The sequence below is a fragment of the Rahnella contaminans genome (assembly GCF_011065485.1).
GTDB lineage: Bacteria > Pseudomonadota > Gammaproteobacteria > Enterobacterales > Enterobacteriaceae > Rahnella > Rahnella contaminans.
In genome coordinates this window covers 1,741,148-1,756,945 of the sequence record NZ_JAADJS010000001.1, presented here as the reverse complement: position 1 = coordinate 1,756,945, position 15,798 = coordinate 1,741,148, and the positions used below count along the sequence as shown (strand labels likewise).

The 15,798-nt window shown below is 55.7% G+C and carries 16 protein-coding genes; 3 read left to right on the top strand and 13 right to left on the bottom strand.

Annotated features, from left to right (window positions below):
- Positions 1–72 precede the first annotated feature (72 nt).
- Positions 73–2,151, top strand: coding sequence for a formate hydrogenlyase transcriptional activator FlhA (gene flhA / locus GW579_RS07735; protein ID WP_420821533.1), 2,079 nt, complete (start codon positions 73–75; stop codon positions 2,149–2,151).
- Positions 2,152–2,229: 78 nt separating this feature from the next.
- Here the strand turns inward: flhA and GW579_RS07730 are convergent, their stop codons facing one another.
- Complete coding sequence (locus tag GW579_RS07730) at positions 2,230–2,628, bottom strand: tautomerase family protein (RefSeq protein WP_165058376.1); 399 nt, start codon at positions 2,626–2,628, stop codon at positions 2,230–2,232.
- A 15-nt stretch (positions 2,629–2,643) separates the two neighbouring features.
- On the bottom strand, positions 2,644–2,970 hold the full coding sequence (locus GW579_RS07725; protein ID WP_206738764.1) for a carboxymuconolactone decarboxylase family protein: 327 nt from the start codon (positions 2,968–2,970) through the stop codon (positions 2,644–2,646).
- Positions 2,971–3,075: 105 nt separating this feature from the next.
- Here GW579_RS07725 and GW579_RS07720 point away from each other — a divergent pair, with 105 nt between their 5' ends.
- On the top strand, positions 3,076–3,957 hold the full coding sequence (locus tag GW579_RS07720; RefSeq protein WP_165058374.1) for a LysR substrate-binding domain-containing protein: 882 nt from the start codon (positions 3,076–3,078) through the stop codon (positions 3,955–3,957).
- 6 nt (positions 3,958–3,963) lie between these two features.
- Here the strand turns inward: GW579_RS07720 and GW579_RS07715 are convergent, their stop codons facing one another.
- Positions 3,964–4,164 carry a DNA polymerase III subunit theta gene (locus GW579_RS07715; RefSeq protein ID WP_165058372.1) on the bottom strand — a complete coding sequence of 67 codons (201 nt, stop codon included), beginning with the start codon at positions 4,162–4,164 and terminating at the stop codon, positions 3,964–3,966.
- A gap of 153 nt (positions 4,165–4,317) precedes the next feature.
- Between GW579_RS07715 and yghX the strand changes: the two genes are divergently transcribed.
- Entirely contained in the window at positions 4,318–5,223 is a 906-nt protein-coding gene (yghX, locus tag GW579_RS07710) for a YghX family hydrolase (RefSeq protein WP_152324456.1), read from the top strand.
- Between the two features lie 58 nt (positions 5,224–5,281).
- Here the strand turns inward: yghX and yghU are convergent, their stop codons facing one another.
- The 10 genes from yghU to GW579_RS07660 form a co-directional block, all read right to left on the bottom strand.
- A complete protein-coding gene (yghU, locus tag GW579_RS07705) occupies positions 5,282–6,133 on the bottom strand; it encodes a glutathione-dependent disulfide-bond oxidoreductase (RefSeq protein ID WP_165058370.1) in 852 nt (283 codons plus the stop codon).
- A gap of 108 nt (positions 6,134–6,241) precedes the next feature.
- Positions 6,242–7,015 (bottom strand): SDR family NAD(P)-dependent oxidoreductase, encoded by a 774-nt coding sequence (locus GW579_RS07700; protein ID WP_165058368.1) that lies wholly within the window; start codon positions 7,013–7,015, stop codon positions 6,242–6,244.
- Positions 7,016–7,029: 14 nt separating this feature from the next.
- Positions 7,030–7,926 carry a dihydrodipicolinate synthase family protein gene (locus GW579_RS07695; protein ID WP_165058367.1) on the bottom strand — a complete coding sequence of 299 codons (897 nt, stop codon included), beginning with the start codon at positions 7,924–7,926 and terminating at the stop codon, positions 7,030–7,032.
- A 2-nt stretch (positions 7,927–7,928) separates the two neighbouring features.
- Positions 7,929–9,650 (bottom strand): dihydroxy-acid dehydratase, encoded by a 1,722-nt coding sequence (gene ilvD / locus GW579_RS07690; RefSeq protein ID WP_152324452.1) that lies wholly within the window; start codon positions 9,648–9,650, stop codon positions 7,929–7,931.
- The gene (locus tag GW579_RS07685; protein ID WP_152324451.1) at positions 9,647–11,017 is read right to left on the bottom strand and encodes an MFS transporter; all 1,371 of its coding nucleotides are present in this window, start codon (positions 11,015–11,017) and stop codon (positions 9,647–9,649) included. Before GW579_RS07685 ends, ilvD begins: the two co-directional genes overlap by 4 nt.
- Before the next feature lie 46 nt (positions 11,018–11,063).
- Complete coding sequence (locus tag GW579_RS07680; protein ID WP_165058364.1) at positions 11,064–12,464, bottom strand: sugar porter family MFS transporter; 1,401 nt, start codon at positions 12,462–12,464, stop codon at positions 11,064–11,066.
- A gap of 36 nt (positions 12,465–12,500) precedes the next feature.
- Positions 12,501–13,388: an SMP-30/gluconolactonase/LRE family protein gene (locus GW579_RS07675; protein ID WP_165058363.1), complete on the bottom strand. Its 888-nt coding sequence runs from the start codon at positions 13,386–13,388 to the stop codon at positions 12,501–12,503.
- Positions 13,385–14,035 (bottom strand): 2-dehydro-3-deoxy-6-phosphogalactonate aldolase, encoded by a 651-nt coding sequence (locus GW579_RS07670; RefSeq protein WP_152324448.1) that lies wholly within the window; start codon positions 14,033–14,035, stop codon positions 13,385–13,387. The genes GW579_RS07675 and GW579_RS07670 overlap by 4 nt, the downstream gene beginning before the upstream one ends.
- Positions 14,032–14,937, bottom strand: a complete 906-nt coding sequence (locus GW579_RS07665) for a 2-dehydro-3-deoxygalactonokinase (protein WP_165058361.1) — start codon at positions 14,935–14,937, stop codon at positions 14,032–14,034. The genes GW579_RS07670 and GW579_RS07665 overlap by 4 nt, the downstream gene beginning before the upstream one ends.
- Before the next feature lie 108 nt (positions 14,938–15,045).
- Positions 15,046–15,777: a FadR/GntR family transcriptional regulator gene (locus GW579_RS07660; protein ID WP_152324446.1), complete on the bottom strand. Its 732-nt coding sequence runs from the start codon at positions 15,775–15,777 to the stop codon at positions 15,046–15,048.
- Between the last annotated feature and the right edge of the window lie 21 nt (positions 15,778–15,798).

Sequence of the window (15,798 nt, the reverse complement as noted above, 5' to 3'; positions counted from 1 at the left end):
GGTAGACTTTTCCGTATTGCCCTTTTTTCAGAAACTACGTTATCCAGAGCTAACGCTATGCAGAGTGCAACCATGAGCACGACAAAACACAAAGGATTGCTGGAACTGACGCGCACACTGCTGCTGCAACAGACCATGACCTCGCTGCTGGAAACTCTGACCCAGGTGGTACAGAGTGCCGGCATTGCAGAATCGGTGACGCTGGTTCTGTTTGACAGCACCAGCGAACGCGTCAGTTTTTACGGCATCGATCCGCATCATCAGCCGGTAAGTTACGAAGACGAAACCCTGCTTGCCACCGGGCCGGTGCATGCGCTGCTCAGCAATCCGAAAACGCAGGTCTGGCGCAGCGATGCGCTGCATTTGCGTTACCCGCAGCTGGCCGCGCTCAACCTGTATCCGGCGTTTACCGATTACTGTCTGGTTCCGTTGTTGGCGGCTTCCGGCCTGCTGGGCGGTTGTGAATTTACCCGTCAGCACGCGGTAACGTTCAGCGAAGAAGATAAAAACGGGCTGCACGAACTCTGTATGCTGGCGGCGATTGCGGTTGAACAGATTAAACTGCGCGAAAACGCGCTGCTTCAGCAATCGCTGTTGCGCCACGAACGTGACGATTTCCGCATTCTGGTGGACATCACCAATGCGGTGCTTTCCAAGCTGGATCTCGACGAACTGACCGGCGAAATCGCTAAAACCATTCATCACTTTTTCCACATCAACGCCATCAGCATCGTGCTGTGCGACGCCGACAAAGACAGCGAACAGGCCAGCGTTTACGCCACGCATTATATACAAACGCATGTTGCCGAACGCGAACAATCGCGCATGACGCTGGCGGGATCGCTGGAACAGCAGGTGATGAAAAACGGCGAAATGTTGCTGACCAACGTGCGGCCTTCCGAAGAACCGGACGACGACGAGAGTACGCTGTTCCAGTTGTTGTGGCGCGATCAGACCAAAACGCTGTGCATTCTGCCGCTGCGTTTCGGGCATAAAACGCTGGGCGTTCTCAAACTGGCGCAGTGCCAGCCGGATAATTTCAATTCTGCCAATCTGCGGGTTTTGCAGCAAATCGCCGAGCGAATTGCCATTGCGGTGGACAACGCGCTGGCCTATCAGGAAATCAAAAGCCTGAAGGAAAAACTGCAACACGAAAACCTCTATCTGACCGAGCAGATTAACAGCAATAACCCGGATTTCAGCGACATCGTCGGACGCAGTCCGGGCATGTCTGCTGTGCTTAAACAGGTCGAGATCGTGGCGAAAAGCGACTGTTCCGTGCTGATCCTCGGGGAAACAGGCACCGGCAAAGAACTGATCGCCAGAGCGATTCATAACCTCGGCGATCGCCGTGATCAGCGGATGGTCAAAATGAATTGCGCGGCAATGCCCGCCGGGCTGATGGAAAGTGACCTGTTTGGTCATGAAAAAGGCTCGTTCACCGGCGCGACCGCCCAGCGTATGGGGCGTTTTGAACTGGCGGATCAGGGCACGCTCTTCCTCGATGAAGTCGGGGAAATCCCGCTGGAGCTGCAACCTAAACTGCTACGTATTTTGCAGGAACGTGAATTCGAAAGGGTAGGCGGCAACAAGCTGATCTCAGTGAACGTGCGCATGATCGCCGCGACCAACCGTGACCTGCGGCAAATGGTGGCCGACAAAGAATTCCGCAGTGACTTGTATTACCGGCTGAACGTCTTCCCGATTGTGATCCCACCGCTGCGCGAACGACCGGAAGATATTCCGCAACTGGTGAAATTTCTGACCTACAAAATCGCCAAGCGAATGAAACGCACCATCGACAGCATTCCGGCGGAAACGCTGCGTCTGCTGAGCCGCATGCCGTGGCCGGGGAATGTCCGTGAGCTGGAAAACGTCATCGAACGGGCGGTGCTTCTGACACGCGGAACGGTATTGGATCTGCAACTTCCCGAGCTGAATTACCCGTTGCCGGTGGCACCGGTTGCCGCACCGGCATTCTCTGAACCTGCGCCGCCGGTGAACGCAGACGACGAGCGCGAGCGTATTATCGCAGTATTGAAAGAAACCAACGGTGTGGTCGCCGGGCCGCATGGTGCCGCGCAGCGTCTGGGATTAAAACGCACCACCTTGCTGTCGCGCATGAAAAAATTAGGCATTGCAGCGCACTGACCCTCTTTGAATGGCATAAATAACAAAGCCCTGAGACAGATTCAGGGCTTTTTTATTTCTGCAAAAAACCTCAGTCACTTATTTATCTGTTACGCGGAAGACGTCACCGTGGCTGAACGACCAGTCTTCCGGCTGGGTGAAATTCACCACTACCATGATATCCGCCGGATCGATGGCGATCTCAGTGTGCAATCTTTCATTCAAATAACGATACAGAGCGGCTTTCTGTTCGATATTTCGGGGCTTCCCGGCTGTGATGTGGAACAGCAGAAAATCGTCTGAACGACGGCTGTCCGGGCCTGCCAGATACGTCGGGTTGATTACCCGCTGGCCGTGGCTTGCCGGTTCAAACAGCTGGAAACAGTCGTCTTTGGGAACGGAAAACGTAGTGACCAGCGCGTCCTGCAAAACAGTAGAAATCATGTTTCGCCAGCCTTCAAGGCGGTGTTCAGGGATTGAAATTCGGGTAAACGGCATGATGATTTTCCTCAGTTATTGCGGGTCGAGCGCTGCGAAACGGGTCAGTGCGGTAGCAGCGGCGGGCCATCCGGCATAAAACGCCAGATGCGTGATCACTTCGCTCAGTTCGCCGTGCGTCACTCCATTTTTAACCGCCAGATCCAGATGAAACGGCAGCTGTTCGCTGCGGTTCAGCGCAATCAGTGCGGCGACGGTAATCAGGCTGCGGTCGCGTGCAGGCAGCTCGCTTCGTTGCCACAGGTCGCCAAATAAAACCTGTTCAGTCACCTGCGCGAGTTTTGGCGTCAGGCGCGTCATAGCTTCAGGCGGCAGCATAGGGGAGGGGGTCTTGATGCTCATGTCAGGTTCCTTTTCGCGGGTGTGAAAATGAGCATAAGGCGTTATTATTATCCTTAATATCGAAAATATCAGCAGTATTAATCCATAAAAACGGGATGATTAAACGTGGCTAAACGACCGGTAACTTTTGATGCAGAAGCGCTGCGCAGTTTTGTCACCGGCATCGAACTGGGAAGTTTTGTGCTGGCGGCTGATCGCCTCGGGCGCTCGACGTCGGCGGTCAGCGCACAGCTGAAAAAGCTGGAACAGCAGGCAGGTACGGAGCTGGTGCAAAAAGCCGGAAGGCATCTGATTCTGACTGCGCAGGGCGAAGTTATGCTCAGTTATGCGCGACGGATTTTGAGTCTCAACGATGAAGCCAGCGCGGCGTTATCAACCAGCACGCTGAGTGGCAGCATTAACCTCGGTATGCAGGAAGATTTCGGCGAGGCGCTGTTACCGGCCATTCTCGGCACGTTTACCCGTGCACATCCGCAGGTGCAGTTATCCGCCAGCATCACGCGCAATCAGCAATTGCTCGACGGGATCCGGCATAACGAATTCGATCTGGCGGTGTGCTGGCAGGCGGATGATATTCCGCTTTTCCCGAGCAGCCGGGCGCTGGGCCGCATTCCGCTGCGCTGGATTGGGCCGCAGAATTTCTCACTGGCGCATTATCTGGAAACCGGCGAACCGCTGCCTTTAATGGTTTTTGAAGCGCCGTGTCTGATGCGAAGTGCCGCAACGGCGGCGCTGGATAAAGCGGGGATCCCGTGGCGGATTGCTTTCACCAGCCGCAGCCTGGGCGGGATTTGGGCGGCGCTGTCCGCCGGTTTGGGGATTACTTTACGGACGGACTTTGGCAGACCGGCAGCCCTGAAGGTTCTGGAAGATTTACCCGCGCCGGGCGAAATCGGTATTACTCTTCATCAGAGCCAGATGCAGCCGGGCGAACCGGCGACGTATCTGACTGATGCCATCACCGGTTTTTTCGCCACCGGGCAGTAACGGGTTTTACTTTCTAGCGGGCTGGCTGCGGTAGTATTCAAGTCGTTCGCGAAAGTATGCACGCAGATGCTCCGGCTGTTCCATCTCAACGGCTTCCGCGTTGACGGGAAGGTTATTGCGCTCGCGTACGGCGACGGTTCCGGCCGCCAGCCCGGCGCTCACTTTTTCCATTTCTTCCTGGGTAAGACCTGCGAGATTATTATTCATAGCGTCTCCTTTTGACTGAACGCAGTTTAGCACTGTCGGCGGGCAAAAGGCGGTGGTGCGCGTCGTATTGAAATCCAATTTCACAATCAGTTTACAAAACAGTCAAAATCAGACCATTATTTAGGCTTCGAATTTCTGAAACGGAGCCTGACGATGACGCGAATGACAGCCAAAGATTTTCCGCCAGAACTGCTCGAATACTTTGATTTTTATGTTCATGGCAAAATGACAAAACGCGAGTTTCTCGATCTCTCGGCAAAATTTGTGGCGGGTGGCCTGTCGCTGGCGGCGCTCTCCACGCTGATGACGCCCAACTATGCCTACGCTGAACAGGTGCAATTTACCGACCCCGATATTGTGGCGGAATACATTCAGTATCCGTCGCCGCAAGGGCACGGTAGCGTAAAAGCCTATCTTGTGCGTCCGGCCAAAGCCACGGGGAAAGTCCCGGGCGTGGTCGTGGTGCATGAAAACCGGGGCCTTAATCCGTATATCGAAGACGTCGCGCGCCGCGTGGCGAAAGCCGGATTTGTGGCGCTGGCACCGGACGGCCTGAGTTCTGTCGGCGGTTATCCGGGGAACGATGAGAAAGGCCGCGAGCTTCAGCAGAAAGTGGATCCGGCCAGGCTGATGAATGACTTTTTTGCCGCCGTGGAGTTTCTGATGCACCACGAAACGGGGACCGGAAAAGTGGGCATTACCGGTTTCTGTTATGGCGGTGGCGTGGCGAATGCGGCTGCGGTGGCATACCCGGAACTGGCTGCGGCGGTGCCATTTTACGGACGTCAGCCAAAAGCCGAAGACGTGCCGCGCATCAAAGCACCGTTATTGCTGCACTACGCCGAACTGGATAAGCCGATTACCGACGGCTGGCCCGCTTATGAGGCTGCGCTCAAGGCGAATGATAAAGTGTATCAAGGGTATGTATATCCCGGCGTAAACCACGGATTCCACAACGATTCGACGCCGCGCTATGACAAAGCGGCAGCCGATCTGGCGTGGGATCGCACCATCGCCTGGTTTAAAAAGTACCTCGACCCGCAAACTGAAACGGCATAAATGAAAAGAGCAGGATCGAATCCTGCTCTTTTTGCATTCTGACTCAATCCGGTATGGATCAGGATTTCAGTTTGTCATCAAAATCTGACGCGTCATGGCGTTCTGCCAGTTGCTGATCCGGCTCGCCCCAGGTGCGGTTAACAATACGGCCGCGTTTGACCGCCGGACGATCCGCCACTTCCGCCGCCCAGCGCTGGAAGTTTTTGTAGGACTGGATATCCAGGAACTCGGCGGAATCGTACAGACCGCCCTGCGCGAGGCTGCCGTACCAGGTGAAAATGGCGATATCGGCAATCGTGTATTCTTCACCGGCAATAAAGCGGTGACCGGCTAACTGTCTGTCCAGCACGTCGAGCTGGCGCTTGGCTTCCATCGTGAAACGGTTGATTGCGTATTCGATTTTGACCGGCGCGTAGTGATAAAAGTGCCCGAAACCGCCGCCAAGATATGGCGCGGAGCCTTGCAGCCAAAACAGCCAGTTCAGGGTTTCAGTGCGTCCCGCGAGGTCTTTCGGCAGGAATTGACCGAATTTTTCCGCCAGATACAGCAGGATATTGCCGGATTCAAACACGCGGATTGGCGGTTTGGCCGAGTTGTCCAGCAGTGCGGGGATCTTCGAATTCGGGTTCACATCAACAAAGCCGCTGGATAACTGATCGCCTTCGTTAATGCGGATCAAATGTGCGTCGTACTCTGCACCGCTTTCGCCCAGCGCCAGCAACTCTTCCAGAAGGATCGTCACTTTCTGGCCGTTCGGTGTACCCAGAGAATAAAGCTGCAACGGATGTTTGCCGACCGGCAAGGTTTTCTCGTGAGTCGGGCCTGCGATCGGGCGGTTGATGTTTGAGAACTTGCTGACTTCGTCTTTATTCCAGGTCCAGACTTTGGGTGGCTGATACTGTTCTGACATGACATTCTCCGCAGCGTTTTTTTGAGGTTAAGACTCAAAAGTTTAGCAGGAGATAATCAACGATGACGCTGAGAATGTGCCCTGACGAAATCAGGGCACGAAGAGGATTTAATCCTGCATTAAGGCACTGCGTCCGCCATCCATAACGATGGTGGTGCCGGCAATAAAACCGGCGACCGGACTGGCCAGATACAGACAAAGTTCGCCCACTTCTTCTGATGTGCCGATGCGTCCGACCGGGTGTTTACGGATGGTGTCCTGACGCGACTTTTCGCCGTCTTCGTGCGAGTCAAACCACACCTGGTTTCCGGCGGTATCGATAAAACCGGGGGCAATGCCGACGGTTCGGATGGCCCGGCCCCATTCGATGGTCAGGCTTTGTACCAGCGAGAGCAGGGCGCGTTTGGTGATGTTGTACGGTGCGCAGCCCGGCATAGTGGAAAAGGCGTGGTTGGAGGTCATCACCAGAATGACGCCTTTGGATTTTTCCAGCATCTCACGGCAGCATTTGGCAATGTACCAGTGCGAGCGCAGATTCAGATCGAGGTTGTGATGCCAGTCTTCCAGTTCGCAATCAATGCCTTTGAATACGTTTTTGCCGGCATTGGATACCAGTACGTCAAGGCGTCCAAAGCGGGATTCGACGTCACTGATAAACCCGGCGATGCTTTCGGTTTGGGTGATATCCACAGAAAAATAGAAGAATTTTTCGGGATATTGCGCCAGCAGTTCCTGCGCGTGAGGTGCATTTTCCGGGGATGAAAACGCACAACCGATCACAATATCGCCATGATTCAAAAATGTCTGCGCGATAGCGTGGCCGATGCCCTGGCTGGCGCCGGTCACAATAACGACGCGGGGTGAGTGGTCAGAAGTAGTCATAATTTATCCCTGAATTAAAGCGCGAAAGTGGTGATGAACGTGTCGATCATCTGATGGTCTTCGGCGGTCAGCGTCCAGCCCGGATGGCGGCAGTAATCTGTCGCGATGATCCCGCGTTTGTGCAAAATGGTTTTCTCCACCTGAATAATATATTCACAATGGGTCATCCAGCGGCGGATCCACGGCAACAGCTTCCCGTGCAGTTCCTGTGCTTCATGCTGTTTTTCCGCCTGCCAGAGCCGGTAAATCTGCACGTAGACTTCGCTAAATGAGCAGCCGGGCATGACGCCTTTTCCGCCCGCTGCCAGCATTTCCAGCATATACAGACCGGCGTAGCCGTTGAGAACACTGGCCTGTGGCGCACGTTTCAGAAATTCACGGGTGTAATCCACCGGCGGATTGCATTCGATTTTAAAGACCGCATGCGGATAACGGGCCGCCACCTCGCTCAGTTGTTCGGGTGTGATGGCCAGACCCGTTTCCCCCGGCGCGTATTGCACCATCACCGGAATATCGACGGCTTCCAGCACCGAGAAAATGTGGTGCGAAATCGCGTCGGCGTCGGGTTGTAAAAAGAACGGCGGCAGCAGCATCAGGGCATCAGCGCCACGTTTCTGATAATCCCGCGCACGTTTCACCGCCACTTCGGTGCTGTGGTCGGTCACAGACATCGCGCGAAAAATGCCGCTGCCTTTCAGGTCTGAGAGAAAACAATCGGCCAGCAACAGCCGCTCGCTGTCGTCGAGTTTTGGGAATTCGCTGGCGATGCCAAATAGCGTCAGTCCCTGAATGCCGGTAGCCGCCAGGTGTTCCAGCAAGCGGCTGAAACTGGTGTAATCCGGCTCGCCCTGTGCCGTGAAGGGCAGGGCGGCAATCGGGTTAACGCCGCAAATATCAGAAGATGTGTACATGATTACTCCTCGTCGCGGTCAGCTAACACCGCACCTTGCGCCGCAGGCAGCGCCCAGCGGCGGTATAAACGCAGGAATCCCCGTGGCACCTGTTTTTCAACCGGCACCCAATGCTTACGGCGTTCGGCCAGAATGTCCGCGCTGACGTTGAGCGTCAGTTCGCGGGTGGGAATATTGATGGTGATGATGTCGCCGTTTTCGACCAGCGCCAGATCGCCGCCGTCGCTGGCTTCTGGCGAAATATGCCCGACGAATAAGCCGCGGTTGGAACCGGAAAAACGTCCGTCAGTGATCAGCGCGCAGCTGTCAGACAACCCCATACCTTCCAGACATTTCATCGGCTTGTACATTTCCGGCATGCCCGGTCCGCCTTTCGGCCCTTCATAACGCAGCACCAGCGTGCTGCCCGGTGCAATTTCGCCGGAAAGAATGGCATCTACGGATTCCTGTTCGCTGTTAAATACCACCGCCGGACCGCTGAAAATCATCAGGTTTTCCGGTACGGCAGCCGGTTTCACCACACAACCGAGCGGCGAAATATTGCCATGCAGAACGGCCACTCCCGCTTCGTTACGCACGGGAATAGCCAGCGTGTGAATCACTTCCGGGCGACGGGTTTTTGGTGCTTCTGCCAGCCATTCGGCTTTGGTTTTGCCGCTGACCGTCAGGGCGCTGAGGTCCATCAGCGAACTGATTTCTTTTTCTACCGCAGGCACGCCACCGGCTTCCCAAAAATCAATCATGTCGTATTCAGAAGCCGGATAGAGGGCGGCCACCAGAGGGACATGATGGCTGAGTTTATCGAACTCCAGCAGCGGCAGATGGCCATATTCCGCTTCGTAGTGAATGGCCTGTAAATGCAGAATGGCGTTGGTGGAACCCCCGGTCGCTAGCAGATAAATCATGGCGTTACGGATGGATTCCGGTGTGATTATCTGGCGCGCGTTCACTCCGCGTATCACCAGATCTACAGCCTTCTGACCGGTGGCATAAGCACATTCGCGGCGTTCTTTCGAAATGGCCGGCAACGTACTGCTGCCCGGTAAACTCATGCCCAGCACTTCGGCAATACAGCACATGGTGTTGGCCGTACCGTACATGGTACAGGAGCCCGGACCCGGCTCGGCGATGTCTTCGATGTGACGGAATTCCGCTTCATCAATTTCACCGCGTCGTTTCCAGCCAATGGCTTCCGTCACGATGTTGCCGTCCCAGTCTTTGCCTTTATAGTGCGCCGGATACATCGGGCCGCCATTGACCATAATGGCCGGAATATCCAGACGCGCCGCCGCCATCAGCATGGCCGGGACAATTTTGTCGCAAGAGCCGAGCAGCACCATACCGTCGAAACGGTGGGCGCGCATCATGACCTCAATAGAACTGGTGATCACTTCGCGGGCAGCCAGGATATAGCGCATCCCCAGATGGCCTTCGGCGATGCCGTCGCACGGCGCGATAGTGCCGAATACCATGCCGACGCCACCGGCTTCGTCGATTCCTTTCAGGACTTCCGCGGTCAGTTCATTAAGATTGACATGCCCTGCGGTGGCGTTGGTGTAACTGTTCACGACGGCTATCACCGGACGGCGCAACTGTTCGTCGGTATGTCCCATGGATTTGTACAGCGCACGTTTCAGCGCGCCGTCATCTCCGCTCAGTACCGGATTGAAGTGCCCGTCACCGCCTCCACATCCGTTACCACATCCGTTGCCACATCCACTCATAAGCTGCCTCGTTTTAATGATGGTTCTGCGTCGCGTTCCGCCGTTTTTTCAGGGCTGCGACGAGGGTTAACCAGTCTTGCTGGTAATAAAAATATCAGGGGGGCGCACAGCAGCAGGAACGCGGCCAGGATATACAGGCCGGTATTGGTGCTGCCGGTGTTGTCTTTCAGCCAGCCAAGAACGGTCGGGCCAAAGAATCCGGCCAGATTGCCGACCGAGTTGACCAGCGCTATCCCGGCCGCAGCGGCCGTCCCCGACAGCAACGTGCCGGGCAGGCTGATATAAGTCGGGATCAGGGCCAGCGTTCCGGACATCGCCAGGCAAATCCAGGTCATCATCCACACCGTGGAGCCGCTGCACCAGGCGCTCAGGCTCAGACCCACCGCACCGATAATGGCCGGGATGGCGATGTGCCAGCGGCGTTCGCAGCGTAAATCGGAATGTCGGCTGTTCCACACCATAAACAGTGCGCCGAAAACATAGGGCAGGGCAGCCAGCAGGCCGATGTGAAAATCATCGGTGACGCCGGAAGTTTTGATAATCGACGGCAGCCAGAAATTAATGCCGTAATAACCGATGTTGAAGCTGAAGAAGATCAGCGCCAGCAGCCAGACATAGCCGTTCTTAAACATCAGTTTCAGGCTTTGCGGCGGCTTACCGGCATTGGCGTCCAGACTGCGCTGACGGTCGGTTTCCAGATCGGCTGCCACAATCTTTTTTTCTTCGTCTGTCAGCCAGCGGGCTGATTTAACGTCATTATCGAGAAATTTCAGGACTACAAACGCCAGCAGGAAAGAGGGAATGGCTTCGACCAGAAACAGCCATTGCCAGTTGTGCAGGCCATCGACGCCTTCAAAAGCTTTGAGGATATAGCCGGACAGCGGGCTGCCCACAATGGTGGAAAGCGGGGTGACCAGAATGAATAACCCCAGCGTGCGCGCCGAACGCCATGACGGGAACCACAGTGTCAGATAGAACACGATGCCGGGGAAAAAACCGGCTTCGGCCACGCCGAGCAGAAAACGCAGCACGTAAAACTGAGTGGGTGTTTTTACGAAGATCATCGCTGCGGATAAGACGGCCCAGCTGATCATGATGCGCGCAATCCAGAAACGCGGGCCGAAACGCTGCATCATCAGGTTGCTCGGCAGTTCAAACAGGAAATAGCCGATGAAGAAGATCCCGGCACCGAGGCCGTAAACCGTATCGCTGAAATTCAGCGCATCCTGCATGTGCAGTTTGGCAAACCCGATGTTGACACGATCCAGATAAGCAAAGAAATAACACAGGATCAAAAAGGGGATCAGGCGTCGGGTAATCTTGCTATAGACCGCACTGACCTTACTCTCAGATTTTAAAGATGCCATTTGTCTGACCTCTTAATATCCCCTCCGGGTGGAGGGGAAGGGTTAATCAGCGTGAGCTGCCAATGCTTCTCAGCGGCAGACCGGCCATCAGGTTTTTCTCGATGTTTTCAAGCGAGATGTTTTTAGTTTCAGGTACAAAAATCAGGGTCAGGACGATGCAGACGACGTTAAGTGCGGCGTATAGCCAGAACGTGCCCGCGCTGCCGACGGTGTCGATGAGCGTCAGGAATGTCGCGCCGATGATCATGTTGGCAATCCAGTTCGCCATCGTGGAGCAGGTGACGCCAAAATCGCGGCCTGCCAGTGGCTGGATTTCAGAGCACAACACCCAGATCAGCGGCCCGGCGCTCATGGCAAATCCGACGATGAAAATCAGCAGCAGCGTGACGGCCACGTATTGTTGGGTCAGGCTGGTGATGCCGGTGAAGAACATCCAGCCCATCAGCGTCATACAAATTGCCATTACGCTGAAACCCAGTTTAAGAATCGGTTTACGTCCCCAGCGATCGACCAGACCGATGGCGATAAAGGTCGCCAGCACGTTGGTTAATCCGGCAATCACCGTTCCCCACATTTGTTGCTGCGTGGAAGCGAAACCGGCAATCGCGAAGATTTTCGGGGCGTAATACATGATGACGGTCATGCCGGTGAACTGCTGCATGAACTGCAACAGCACGCCGAGACAGGTGGTGCGGCGAAAATTGCTGTTAGCGCGGAATAAGTGCCAGCCGCGCTGTTTCATCTGCACGCTCTGGCGGATGGCTTCCAATTCGATGTGCGCTTCGGATTTTGTTGAGCGCAGCAACAGCAACACTTTTTCCGCCAGCTCACTTTTGTTTTTCATCATCAGCCAGCGCGGGCTTTCGGGCAGCGTTAAAACACCGGCAAACAGAATCAGTGCGGGGAACGTAATAATGCCCAGCATCCAGCGCCAGTTGCCGCTGCTACTGAACGCAGTATCAGACAGAAATGCCGCCAGGATCCCGATGGTGATCATCAGCTGATACAGGGAAATCATGCTGCCACGGATGTGTTCGGGCGCGATTTCGGAGAGATAAAGCGGTGCCACAAATGAGGCCACGCCGACCGCTGCGCCCAGCAGGAAACGCGAGACGATAAGGATCTGCAAATCAGGCGCAAAGGCACAGCCGATTGAGCCAGCAACAAAAAGTGCTGCGCCAATCAGAAGCGTTTTTTTACGTCCGATGCGAGAGCACAGTGGCCCGCTGCATAGCGCACCGAGCGCCGCGCCGAGCATCATCACGCTGACCACCATTTCCTGCTGATGGCTGCTCAGGCCGAATTCCTGCGCCAGAAACGGTAACGCGCCCGCAATCACGCCCATATCCAGCCCGAACAGCAGGCCCGCCAGCGCGGCCAATAAACAGACCAGCAGGGTCTGCCGGTTGGTGTGCGGCACCGCCCGGGGAATGATATTCGTCGTCATAAGTCACCTTTGAGATTATTTTGATTTTATGGGGTTTTACAGGGTGAACAGGGAGGCCCGCTGTCCTGTGTAGGGCGTTTCGTAGCGCAGCAAAGCGCCGTCCGTGGCGGACGGCATTCTGAGCCCATCGCGCGCCGAAGTGATGTACAAATCCTGAAAATTCCTGCCGCCGAAAGCGCAGCTCGATGGCTGCATGACGGGCAAAGGCAACGTCGTGAGAAATTGCGGGGCATAATCATTAAGCTGATAAGCCGCCAGACAAGCCCCGCCCCAGCGGGCATTAAGCAACAGGCCTGTATTGGTTACGGCAGAACCGTCGGCAAAAACATCGTCCGGCAGCGGCCAGGTGCGCAGCGTCGGATGTGTGATAAGGCTGGCCGGGCTTTGGTAAAAGCAGTGCGCAAAAGTATCGATAAACCAGGCGTGGCCGCCGTGCCATACCAGCGTGTTAGGCACATGCTGATCGCCGAGCATTTTCACCGGCTGCGCGTCGCCAGTGGCGAAGCGATACCAGCTGCCGAGGGCGTTTCTGGCGGTGGTGTCCATTGTGCTGAACCACACGGAACCGTCCGGCGCGACGGCCGCTTCGTTCGGGCGCGTGGCGGCGGTTTCCGGCCAGCCGCACAGCGGATAACGGGTCATGCTGTGATAGTCATACAGCAGGATGCCTTCGCCGGTGATGAGCAAAAAATGCTCCGGTCGGTCGGTCAGTAATACCGCGCTGCACACAGAAGGTAAGGTGTGGATTTCAAAACGATCGTCCTGCTCCGGCCAGTAACGCAGTAACCGCCGCTGCACAATATCGACCCAAATCAGCGACTGTGAGCTGAAACACCAGACCGGCGTTTCGCCCAGCTCGGCACGGTAATCACCGATAACTGATAAATTTTTCAGCGCAGAGCTTTTCGGCAGAGGGTTTTTCATTTTTGCGCTGCCAGCAGCCATGTCGCCTGATACGCCAGCGCCCGTTCGCGAAGGGCAGACAGTGTAATGCCCGGCTGATACAGCCCGCCGCCCAGACCAAATCCGTTTGCGCCCGCTTGCAGATAGGCGCGCATTTGCCCGGCATCGGCATTCACGCCGCCAACCGGCAGGCAAACCACTTCCGCCGGTAAAACCGCACGCATTGCCCTGGTGACGGCAGGTGTCATTAACTCGGCAGGGAAAAATTTCAGCGCGCTGGCACCCGACCGCAGCGCCGTAAAAGCTTCACCCGGCGTGGCGATGCCCGGCAAACTCAGCAGCCCGAGTTCAAGAGTGGCGCGGATCACCGACGGCTCCATGTTCGGGGAGATAATCAGCTGTCCGCCAGCCTCTGCGACCTGATGCACCTGATGTTCTGTCAGCACGGTTCCTGCGCCGACATAACCTTTGTCGCCCACAGTGTTCGCCATGATGGTGATGGATTCCAGCGGACGCGGGCTGTTGAGCGGCACTTCCAGATAGGTAAAGCCGCATTCGAGCAGCGTTTGCGCCACGCCCTGCGCTTCCTCCGGCGTGATGCCGCGCAAAATAGCAATCAGCGGCAACGTGCATTCCTGCCAGCGGCGGGAAAAATTCAGGTAATTCATGACGACTCTCCGTGAAGACACTGATAAATCTGCGTCATGCCCTGAATGAAGCACGCATTGCCGTCGGCAGAAGTGAGGGTGATCCCGAGCTGTTTTGCGGCGCGGGTATAGCGTTCCGTTAAGGCGGGCGAACCGACGATCCACGCTTCTTTGCCCGCAACGGCATATAATTCCGCGCCAATCAGTAAACCGGAAAGATAGCTGGCGACCTGCGCGGGAGTGAGTTCGCCGTTCAGCCGCAAAGTGCGGGCTGAAAACAGCGCATTGCTCAGGTGTGGCGCGTGCAGTGCGTTGGTGACGCCAAGAGCAAAAGCCCGGGGATCTTCTGGCGATTCCGGTACATCACGCCCCAGCAATGAATGGCTGAGCATTACCGAATAAATCTCACCGGTCATGAATGTGCTGAACCGCAGGATCTCACCGTTATGCAGTTCGGCGTGTTTGCTGTGCGTGCCGGGCAGGATCACGTACTGGCTGTTTTGCGGATCGGGATGCAGCGCCGCCAGCCCGAGCAGCTGAATTTCTTCGCCGCGCATGACGTCCGGTAAACCGAATTCATTCTTCCCGCTGACACCCGCGACAATCTGGCACGGGCTTCCCCACGGTGTTTTCAGCGAGGCGGTACATTGCGCCAGCTGCCGCGAACTGGCGGGCAGCGCGATATACGGCACTTCCTGCCAGCCCTGCTGCGAGCCCACCATGCCCGCCATCAGCAGAGGCAGTTGTGGATGCAGCGCCAGCCAGCGGGCGATCAGCGGTTTAAGCGCAGCGGCAAACTGGCGGTCGGGCACATGCAGCAAGCCGCACTGCGCGCTGACAGTGTCGAGGCATTGATGTTCTTTCATCAGGAACGCCCGAAAATTCGAGGTTCCCCAGTCGATGGCAATCCAGTAATTTTTCATTCTTGAGTTACAACCAGTAAAATCTTGTATGACAAGAATGATGAGGAAAAAATAACCTTATAACTGTGATGGAGATCCAAAGTTAGCTAACGGGGATAAAAAAGATCGTTAAAAGAAGTGCTGATACTTTTCGGGGATTTCGCGCCAGATGTGTTTGTGGGCGGCGCTCAATAGGATGTGGCGCATACATTTACGTGCGGAATCAGCTTGTTTAAGGCGGATCGCTTCCAGTAAGTCGCGGTGCTGCTGTACGGCTTCCTGCGTGAGTTGCAGGTCAGCTTCGAGGGTTTGCTTGAAAGACAGAAGCATAGCTGCCGACAGCGCGTTACCGACTGACGCCAGAAAAGGGTTATGGCACGACTGCAAAACGGCGGTGTGAAATGCCAGATCGCCTTGTTCGAATTCTGCAGCAGAATTGTTTTTCTGGCCGGACTGCATGGTCGCCAGCGCATCTTCAATCGCGGCCAGATCATGACCGGTAGCATTGAGCGCCGCCATGGCCGCGACGTCTGGCTCAAAAATCAGGCGCGTGAGCATCAGTTGTTCTACCAGTTCCGATTCGATACCGACATCTTCGAGCCACGACAACACTTCTGCATCCAGAAAACTCCACTGCTCGCGCGGTGTAACGATACTGCGTCTCTTGGCCTGGATCAGTAACATGCCTTTCGCCCCGAGCACCTGAAGCGCATTTCGCACCGACGTACGCGATGCCTCATACTGCTGCGCCAGCTCGTTTTCCCCCGGGATCGGTAACCCGACAGCCAGTTCGCCGCGAATAATGCGCAGCGCCAGATCACGGGTAATGGATTCAGAAACGGAAGAAGTGAGTTTGTTCATCGGAGTCTCAGCAGTGAGTTT